This is a genomic window from bacterium (assembly GCA_035505375.1).
Taxonomy (GTDB): domain Bacteria; phylum Hydrothermota; class Tepidihabitantia; order Tepidihabitantales; family Tepidihabitantaceae; genus UBA2258.
Genome location: DATJQV010000025.1, coordinates 62,230 through 70,472, shown reverse-complemented (window position 1 = coordinate 70,472; position 8,243 = coordinate 62,230). Strand labels below are relative to the sequence as shown.

Below are 8,243 nucleotides of genomic sequence, written 5' to 3'. Positions count from 1 at the left end.
CTCGAACGGCTATGGCGACATCAAGGAAAAGACCTTCCGCATCGCGCACATGGGCGATCTCACGATGGCGGACATGAAGGAAGTCACTTCGGCCATCGTGGATGTGCTCAAGTTGTAGCGCTACGTCCGGCCTTACTGCTCTGACGCCTCGCGGCCGACTTAAGGACGCGGGGCGTCAGGCCCTTATGGAATCGATCGCTCGCTCCTGCGGGAGCACTGACGACCGCGGACGACACGGATGAACGGACTGGCGCTGCTGCTCGTGCTGTCCGGCGCGCTGCCGCGGATCGGGGCTTCCGGCTGGGCCATGCCGCCGACCAGCGCCGCAGCACCGGCTATCCGCTTCGCCAACGGCACAAGCATCGACATCCGCAGCGCGCCTTTGCCCGAGCCGAGTTACCGGCTGGAAAACGGCACCTGCTGGCTCGTGCACCTCCGCGGCCCGGTGCGGCAGGAGTGGCTGGCTCAACTCCGCCGCCTCGGCGCAAACCCGCTCTGCTACCTTGCGTACGAGACCGTCGTCTGCCGTCTCTGGCGCGACTTATCCGCGAGTGACTTCAAGAATCTTCCCTTCGTCGACTGGCTCGGCCCGCTGCCCGCCAGGGCCAAACTCGCGCCCGAGCTGATTCCACTTGCGTCTGCCTCCTCCCTCCTCCCTCCTCCCTCCTCCATCTTTGTCCTCTCCGTCTGGCCTGACATCGACCCGAACACAGTCGCGGCGCGCATCGTCGCCATGGGCGGCACAGTGGAAAGAATCATCAACCATTCGGTCAGCTTCCGGCTCGACGCGGCACTTGTCCCCGAACTCGCCGCGCTCGAGTCGGTCGCCTGGATTCAAGGACACTCTTCGCCATGTGAGTACAATCACGACGTCCAGTGGGTGATGCAGATCGGCTGGCGCCCGCAGCCGCCGGACGAGCTTGCCGGCCGCCCGATCTGGGCACACGGCATCCGCGGCCAGAACATGATCGTCGGGCTGTTCGACACCGGCATCAACACCCGGCACGACATGTTCATCGACACCGCCCAGACGATAACCCAGCCGGGGATTTACGGCGCCAATCGCAAGATCGCCGCCTACAAGCTCTACGACGGCGCTGCCTTCGGCGACGCCGGCAGCTTCCACGGCACTGCGGTCGCCGGCACACTTTGCGGCAGCGACTACGAGACCGGCGACAGCTCCGCCTTCGACGGGGTCGCTCCCGACTGCCGCATCTACTTCGTGGACGAGGGGAACGCACTTGGCAAGGATGTCTTTGATAACGATTTCACGGCCCTCCTCGACTCGGTCCGGCTCAGTAACGGCATGAGCCGGCCGGTCCGGCAGGTGTCGGGCTCGTTCGGCAACTCCGACAGCCTCAGTTACTACCGGATCGAGGAATCGTCGGTCGATGCGGTCTGCTGGAAGGACAAGCAGTTCCTGGTCATCTGGGCCGCGGCCAACATGGGCGGCCCCTACCTCAACATCGGCCATCCGTCCGGCGCCAAGAATGCCCTGACCGTCGGCGCCTGCGGTAACGGCACGAACAGCAACACTATTTGGACGCTATCTTCGCGCGGGCCCTGCCAGGATGGACGCATCAAGCCGGACCTGCTCGCGCCCGGAGAGAGCGTCACTACCGCCGACGGCCATGACACCCACTCCTACGTCAAGACCAACGGCACCAGCATCTCCGCTCCCGCGGTCAGCGGCGCCTTGATGCTCCTGCGCCAGTATCTTAGCGATGGCTGGTATCCGACCGGGACGCCCGACTCCAGCCACCGCGTCACCCGGCTCAGTTCGGCGCTGATGCGAGCCATGGCCATCGCCGGTTGCGACTCCAACGTCGGCAGCCAGTACATGCCCAACAACGCCGCGGGATGGGGCCGGCTCGACCTCTCGAACATCATGCACTTCGACGACGACAGCAACGGAATTGCCTTTGACGACGACTCGGTCGGGGTTTCGACCGACAGCTCGGCGTCGTTCGGGTTCGACCTCTCGGGCCGCGCACCGCTCCACGTCGTGCTCGCGTGGACCGACACCGCGGCGGCGCCACTCGCCGCCATTTCCATCGTCAATGACCTGGACCTGGAACTGACCAGCCCGGACGGCAACCACTATCACGGAAACCAGTTCTACGACGGCTGGTCCGCTCCCAACCCCTCGAACTGGGACTCGCTCAACGTCGAGGAGGTCTGTCTCGTCAGCCATCCCCTTGTCGGCCATTGGACCGCGCGCGTCATCGGCCACAGAGTCGTCACGGCGAGGCAGCCCTTTGCCGTGGCCGTGCGAGGCAACATTGCCGGCATGGTGCCGGGCATTTCCGGAACTCCGAACGCCGAACTCCGAAGGTCGAACTCCAGACTTCGGACTTGCTTCGGCATCCCGCTGCGGCCCGGCTGGCATCTCGCGGTTTTCACGATTGACGGCAGGAAGGTATACGATGGGACGCATGGACGTTCACCCGCCCTGCGTCCGGGCGTGTACTTCTACCGGCTGACGTCAGGCAGCCTGCCGCCGGTGACCGGCAAGCTTGTTATCGCGCGCTGAAGAAAAGGGGTCAAGCATCGGAAGTCCGTCACTCTATCCCTTTATCCCTCAATCCCTCTCTCCCTGATTTGCTTACACCAGCCCCGGCACCCAGCCAGCGTTGATGATGACCTCGCGATTCCACAGCGCGGCGGCCACTCGCACACCCGCAATCTGGTCGAGGAAGGCCACGGTATCGAGCAGCTTCCCGATTCCCCAGATGTCGGCCTCGACCTGCACGTACTGATTCTGGTAGGTCTTGCCGCCGAACACCAGGCTCAGCCCGGCTTCGCCCACCAGCCGTTCGAGCTGGTCGGGTCGGTGGCCGGTCTCGAGCAGGAAGTGGAAGTGGCCGAAGTTCTCGACCAGGGCCCAGTTCACCTCGGGCAGAACCCGCAGCACGCCGGTCCGGTTGGTCGCGGTCCACAACAGCCGGTCCAGCTTGGCCCGCACCCAGGTCGGACTGCGGTCGATTGCCTTGCCGACCTCGGCGATAGTTGAATTCGGATGCTCCACCAGGCAACGGATTAGTTCCTTCTCGTCCCCGGAGAGCGGCATCGCGACCGGGAACGAATACTCGGCAACCCGGTACACCTCGTGATAATCGATGCCGGGCGCGTTACGGATGAACTCGGCCTCTTTGTCGAAGTCGCGCGAGTAGAAGAGCACGGCGAGGTTCGGCCCCACCCGCTCGGGCAGGCTCGCGTTCAACACGATTTCGCTGACGAACGGCAGCTTGGCGGCAAGCGCGTTGGCCAGGCCCAGGTCGCGCCTCGCGCTGGCCAGCACCGCCGCCCAGACCCAGTCCCCGCCCAATAGCGGCGGCACCACGAGCGTGGTCTTGAACCCGCGGATGATGCCGAGGGCGCAGAGCCGTTGGAGCCGCTCCGCGTAGTCGGCCGGCATCAATCCTGCCGACACCACCTCACCGTCGGTCGGGAACCACCCACGCATCTCGGCCAGCCTCAGCGCCGCAACGTCGTTCTTCTCAACTATCATCTCGCCTCCTGAGCGGACCAAGATCCGCTAGCAGCTCACCGCCGACCGCCTCCTCACCCTCGCGTCGCTCTCCCTCTCCTCCAAAAGGAGAGGGTTGGGGTGAGGAGAATCTCGGACTTCTAGCCTCTAGCTTCAGGCCTCTAGCTTCTGGCTTCATCCGCCCTCGTCATTCGTCCTTCGTCATTTCTCCTAGTACGAACCCTTCTTCGATAATACCGCCCTCGGCGTCTTGAGAATGATCTTGAGGTCCTCCCAGAAAGTCCACTCCTGCACGTAGTTCGTGTCCATTGCCACGCGCGAGTCGTAGCTCGTGTCATTCCTGCCTGAAACCTGCCACTGGCCGGTCGCGCCCGGCGGAACTCGGAACATCACGAGTGAATGCTCCTTGTAGTATTTCACCTCGTCATTGACGATTGGCCGCGGCCCGACGAAGCTCATCTGGCCCGCGAGGACGTTGAAGAATTGCGGCAGCTCGTCGATGCTGTACTTGCGCAGAAACTTGCCGACGCGGGTGATGCGCGGGTCGCGCGTCAGCTTGAACTTCTCCTCAAACTCCTTCTTCAGCGCCGGGTCGGAATCGAGCAGCTCCTTCAGCCGTTTGTCCGCATCGCGGTGCATGGTCCGGAACTTGAGAATCCTCAGCTCGCACATGTTCCGTCCCAGCCTCCGGTGCCGGTAGAAGACCGGGCCCGGGCTGTCGAGCTTGATAATGATGCTCGTGACTATGTAGACCGGGCTCAGGATGATAATGGCCAGCCCGGACAGCACCAGGTCGACGACACGCTTCAGCCTCCGGCCCACCCCGCTCAGCGAGTATGAGGAAATCGGCCGCGGGTGGGGCCCGAACAGGTACGTGGACATCTTGAAGGAAGGTACGCCGATAAAGTCTACGAAGTAGTCGCCGGAGAGCCCGGCCACCATATAGTCGGTCTTCGGGTTTGAGCAGTCAACGATGATGGTGTCGTACCTGGCGATGTGCCCCCGGTCATCGGAATTCGCTTTCAGCCAGGCCGGCAGGTCCTCCAGCGTGATTACCTCCGCGCACTCGAACCCCCACCAGCGGAGCAGCCGGGTTTTGGTGAAGTGCAGGTCGGTCACCAGCAGCACCGGCTGGCGTGTCAGATAGCGCAGGCAGAGACCGATGACCGGAGCGAGAGCGTTGAGGTACAGCCAGAGCATGAGCCAGAACTTGACCGTCACCGGCTCGCACCAGTGCCAAAGCCCGTGCAGGATGCTGTAACCCGCGTAGGCCAGGCCGAACGCGGCCTGGGTCCTGAGGGTCAGGCCGAAGTTGGCGCGTGCGGTTGACTCGAACTCGCCGGCCACGTAGCTCGCGGCTATGAGAATAATCCAGACCGCCACGACCGTGGTCGCCGCCACCGAGTCCTTGACAAATGTGTCCCTGAGCAGGGTAACGGCAAGCAACAGGAACAGCAACTCCATCACGACGAGCACAGAGCCGTTGTTCCTTAGACTGATCTTCATTCGCCGGGTCTCACGGCAGTCTATCGGCAGCACCCGGCCAGTCAAGCGCGCCAAGCGCCCCAAATGGGGACTGTACCGTGCTGAGCCTGACGCAAGCGCTCCGTGGGACTGTCCCCATTTGGGCGTCGCTCGCATAGGATAGCCCCGCTTCAGTGCCGGATCGCATCCCAAGCCTCCGCCTCGCTTCGCCCTCCCGGTGCTCGCCGAGAAGAGGGTCGGGGTGATGAGAGAGGGTCACGCTCGAAGTCGCCTTCAGAGTCCCTTCGCGAACCGGCCCTCAAACCACGTACGCAACCACGTCGGAGGTCACACTGCGAGTCATCCGGCAGACGCCCGCGCGATTCATGCCACGAAAGAACCCGGAGGTGCCCCGCGGAGTCGATTGCCGAATCCCGGTCGTATTCACGCCGCGAACCGGCTCGCGTATCGCCACGAGAACCGGTCCGCACATGCTCTTCCGGGTCGGGTCGGGAACCGCCCCCCGAACCGTTCCCGGAACGGTTCCCAAGGCGATTAGCGGAATCTCGACTTAGGCGAGGCCGACAACGCCTAATGGTCTGATATTCAATAGGTTAGGCATGTCGTAATCGACGTAACTGAACGGAGATGCGCCGACATTGCACTCGGCAGGGCTTTGCCGGTACGGAACGCCCTTTCATGCTGACCGTGACGGCAACTCGGAGCCGCTCGCCCCGCCTCGGCCTCCACCTACCGCGCTATGACGACCTTCCGCGTCTTCCCCAGCCCCTCGCCCCTAGCCCCTAACCCCTCTCTGATGAAGTACACCCCCGGGGCCAGCGCCCGCACGTCATTCGTGCCAGGATGCAGGTCTAGTACCTTGCGGCCCGAGACATCGAGCAGGCCCACCGCTCGCAGCTTGGGGCTTGTGGCTGCCGGCAAGCGCAGCACACCACGGACGAGCGTTGCTCCACCCACGTGCCGCGCGTTCGCATGCAGATCCTCAACGCCCGAGGGGTTCGTGTCGCGCAGCACCGAGATGCTCGAACTCTGCCAGTTTGCGACATACACCCGCCCGGTTGCAGACACCGAGACCAGCGCCAAGGGACTCATTCCGACACTGACCGTGGTGTCCCACGCATTCGATGCGCCGCCCATCACTGAAACGCTGGCGTCGCCGTAGTTTACGCAGTACACGTAGTTGTGCATCGTGTCACAACAGAGAGCCTGTGGAGAATTGCCCGCGGCCATGGTCGCGATTACGTTGTCGGTCGCGCCGTCTACGACCGTCACGTCGGCACTACCTTGGTTCGCGCAGTATATCTTGTTGTTGGTCGGATTGTAGCAGAGAGCATCAGGACCGCTACCTACGACCACAGTCCGAAGGACGCGCTCGGTCTTGCCGTCAATTACGGTCACGCTGTCACTGCCTTTGTTCGCGCAGTAGACCTTGTTGTTGGTCGCGTTGTAACAGAGGGCGCAAGGGGAGCTACCTACACACAAACTGGCGAGGACCGTGTTCGTCGCGCCGTCTATCACGACAACACTGTCGCTGCCGTTCGCGCAGTAGATCTTGTTGTCGGTTGGATTGTGGCAGAGGGCGCAAGGGGCGTAGCCGGCGGCCACCGTGGCGATGACGCTGTCGCTCGCGCCGTCGATTACTGTCACGTCGCCACTACCCAGGTCAGCACAGTAGATGTTGTTGTTGGTCGGATCATAACAGAAGGCATCGGGGAAGGTGTCTGTAGTCACCGTGGCGATGACGCTGTCGGTCGCACCGTCGATCACGGCGACGCTGGCGCCGATCCCATTCGCGTCGTAGATCTTGTTGTTCGTCGGGTTGTAGCAGAAGGCACCGGCGCCATCACACCCGGCCACGGTGTCGACAACCCTGTTGGTCGCCTCGTCTATCACCGCCACCACGTGGCCGTCAATCCTGGAGCCCACGCAGTAGATCTTGTTGTCGGACGAGTTGTGGCAAAGGGCAAAAGGGCAGGCCGCCACGACCACGGTGGCAACGACCCCGTTGGACGCACCGTCAATCACACTCACGCTGCGGGCGTAGTTGTTCGCGCAGTAGACCTTGTTGCTGGTCGGGTTGTAGCAGAGGGCGTAAGGGGTGTACTCAACGGTCACGTCGGTGATGACGCCGTCGGTCGCGCCGTTGATCACGGTGACATCGCCGCCGCCATGGTCTGCGCAGTAGACCCTATTGGCGGTCGGGCTGTAACACAGAGCACGAGGTTCGCTGATGTCATTCACGGTGGCGATGACGTTGTCGGTCTCGCCGTCTATCACGGTCACGTCATAGGACAGGTAGTTTGCGCAGTAGACCTTGTTATTGGTCGGGTTATGGCACAGGGCCTGAGGACTCTCACCTGCCGTCACGGTAGCAATGACGCTGTCGGTCCGGCCATCCATCACGGTCACGTTGTTGCTGCCGCAGTTCGCGCAGTAAACCTTGTTGTTGGTCGCGTTGTAGCAGAAGGCCTGAGGATTTTCACCTGCCGTCACGGTGGCAATGACGCTGTCGGTCGCGCCGTCTATCACGGTCACGCTGGCGCTGGCGTAGTTCGCGCAGTAAGCTTTGTTGTTGGTCGGGTTGTAGCAGAGCGCACAGGGCTCGCCACCAGCGGTCACGGTTGCGATGACCCCATTGGTCGCACCGTCTATCACGGTCACGTTGTTGGCGCCCGAGTCCGCGCAGTAGACCTTGTTGTTGGTCGGGTTGTAGCAGAGGGCACGGGGCCCGCTGCCTGCAGTCACCGTCGTGATGACCCTATTGGTCGCACCGTCTATCACGGTCACGTTGTTGCTGTTGCAGTTGGCGGCATAGACCTTGTTGTTGGTCGGGTTGTAGCAGAGAGCCACCACATTCGACCCGGCTGGAATCCGTGCAATCCTTTGATTTGTGGCCCCGTCAATCGCGATCACGCAATCGCCATACTCGCCGCCGACATAGACGGTGTTGTTGGCCGAATTACACGTCAGGCACTGCGGATTCGGCAGCCCGCCTAGCGAGTCCGGCAGGTAGATGGTCTTTTCAAGCAACTGTCCGCTGACCGCCGACAGGCAGCAGCAAACGGCCAACGATACGACAACGGGTCGTACGGCCCAGATGCGTGAGGAGATGGTTCGGACCAAAGAACGTCGAACGCAGAAAGATGGCATTCTGCACCTCCGTCTGGATGTTACCCATGCAGACTGGCGCCGATCGGCCATTGCGGCGGTGTAACCTCTGCTCCGCCACACTCGGCGTCGCTGCTTAATTATGATCCGCGCCGGGAAA

Annotated in this window: 5 protein-coding genes; 2 read left to right on the top strand and 3 right to left on the bottom strand. The window is 62.6% G+C overall.

Annotation, left to right across the window (positions count from 1 at the left end; all coding sequences use genetic code 11):
- Together VMH22_04255 and VMH22_04250 are read left to right on the top strand one after the other, a co-directional pair.
- Nucleotides 1–118 (top strand): alanine--glyoxylate aminotransferase family protein (locus VMH22_04255; GenBank protein HTW90900.1); only part of this gene is annotated, 118 nt, incomplete at its 5' end.
- 120 nt (nucleotides 119–238) lie between these two features.
- Nucleotides 239–2,533, top strand: coding sequence for a S8 family serine peptidase (locus tag VMH22_04250; GenBank protein HTW90899.1), 2,295 nt, complete (start codon nucleotides 239–241; stop codon nucleotides 2,531–2,533).
- 72 nt (nucleotides 2,534–2,605) lie between these two features.
- Here the strand turns inward: VMH22_04250 and VMH22_04245 are convergent, their stop codons facing one another.
- The 3 genes from VMH22_04245 to VMH22_04235 all read right to left on the bottom strand — a co-directional run bounded on the left by VMH22_04245 (nucleotide 2,606) and on the right by VMH22_04235 (nucleotide 8,125).
- Nucleotides 2,606–3,511, bottom strand: a complete 906-nt coding sequence (locus tag VMH22_04245) for a hypothetical protein (protein ID HTW90898.1) — start codon at nucleotides 3,509–3,511, stop codon at nucleotides 2,606–2,608.
- A 189-nt stretch (nucleotides 3,512–3,700) separates the two neighbouring features.
- Nucleotides 3,701–4,996: a sugar transferase gene (locus VMH22_04240; protein HTW90897.1), complete on the bottom strand. Its 1,296-nt coding sequence runs from the start codon at nucleotides 4,994–4,996 to the stop codon at nucleotides 3,701–3,703.
- Nucleotides 4,997–5,704: 708 nt separating this feature from the next.
- Nucleotides 5,705–8,125 carry a YncE family protein gene (locus VMH22_04235; GenBank protein ID HTW90896.1) on the bottom strand — a complete coding sequence of 807 codons (2,421 nt, stop codon included), beginning with the start codon at nucleotides 8,123–8,125 and terminating at the stop codon, nucleotides 5,705–5,707.
- Between the last annotated feature and the right edge of the window lie 118 nt (nucleotides 8,126–8,243).

Bases quoted from the DNA above. Each gene is read 5' to 3' on its own strand.
- VMH22_04250 (HTW90899.1), top strand. From the start codon at position 239: ATGAACGGACTGGCGCTGCTGCTCGTGCTGTCCGGCGCGCTGCCGCGG.
- VMH22_04245 (HTW90898.1), bottom strand. From the start codon at position 3,511: ATGATAGTTGAGAAGAACGACGTTGCGGCGCTGAGGCTGGCCGAGATG.
- VMH22_04240 (HTW90897.1), bottom strand. From the start codon at position 4,996: ATGAAGATCAGTCTAAGGAACAACGGCTCTGTGCTCGTCGTGATGGAG.
- VMH22_04235 (HTW90896.1), bottom strand. From the start codon at position 8,125: ATGCCATCTTTCTGCGTTCGACGTTCTTTGGTCCGAACCATCTCCTCA.